The organism is Desulfosporosinus burensis, from assembly GCF_054657535.1.
The window spans coordinates 1-634 of sequence record NZ_BAAHYN010000071.1 but is presented as its reverse complement, the minus strand read 5'-3'; the positions used below and the strand labels follow the sequence as shown (position 1 = coordinate 634).

Genomic DNA, 634 nt, shown 5'->3' with positions numbered 1-634 from the left:
CTTAAAGGACTTAAAGTCTGGCGAGAGATCATTAGAGTCGAAAGACTCATGCCGAGGGATCGGCAACTCATTGGAATAAGCTGTTGTTTAGTTTTGAGAGACCAGATGATCGTGGTTCGATATTCGAGGTTCGTAGTTCGAATGGAAATTCGCTTCGCGAACAGGGAATTGAGAAATTCGGTTAAATGGAAACTCAACAAATTATATCGAGGTCGAAGATGTAGTAAGATCAAGATTTATTAAGCCGTAAGGCGAAATTAATCGAACATCGAACCACGAACTTCGAATATCGCGGGCCTGTAGCTCAGTTGGTTAGAGCGCACGACTGATAATCGTGAGGTCGATGGTTCGAATCCATCTAGGCCCACCAATAAAGAAGTTAGAGTACAGAGGCCGGAGGTCAGAAATGACAAGCAAACCGGCAAAGGAACTGAATCTAGCATCTAATATCGGACATTTAAAATGGGGGTTTAGCTCAGCTGGGAGAGCACCTGCCTTGCAAGCAGGGGGTCAGCGGTTCGATCCCGCTAACCTCCACCAATTAAATGTGATGTTCTTTGAAAACTGCATAGAGAAATAATCTAGTAAAGTCGAAAGAATTCACTTCGAAACGCAAGTTTCAAATAAACCTAGA

The 634-nt window shown here is 43.4% G+C and carries 1 protein-coding gene and 2 tRNA genes; all 3 read left to right on the top strand.

Annotation, left to right across the window (positions count from 1 at the left end):
• Window positions 1-243: hypothetical protein (locus ACYQ3Q_RS28425; protein WP_459931740.1), on the top strand; the 243-nt coding region annotated here is incomplete at its 5' end.
• Window positions 244-293: 50 nt separating this feature from the next.
• Window positions 294-370: transfer RNA gene (locus ACYQ3Q_RS28420), tRNA-Ile, on the top strand.
• Between the two features lie 94 nt (window positions 371-464).
• Window positions 465-540 (top strand) — tRNA-Ala (locus tag ACYQ3Q_RS28415).
• The last annotated feature ends 94 nt before the right edge of the window (window positions 541-634 follow it).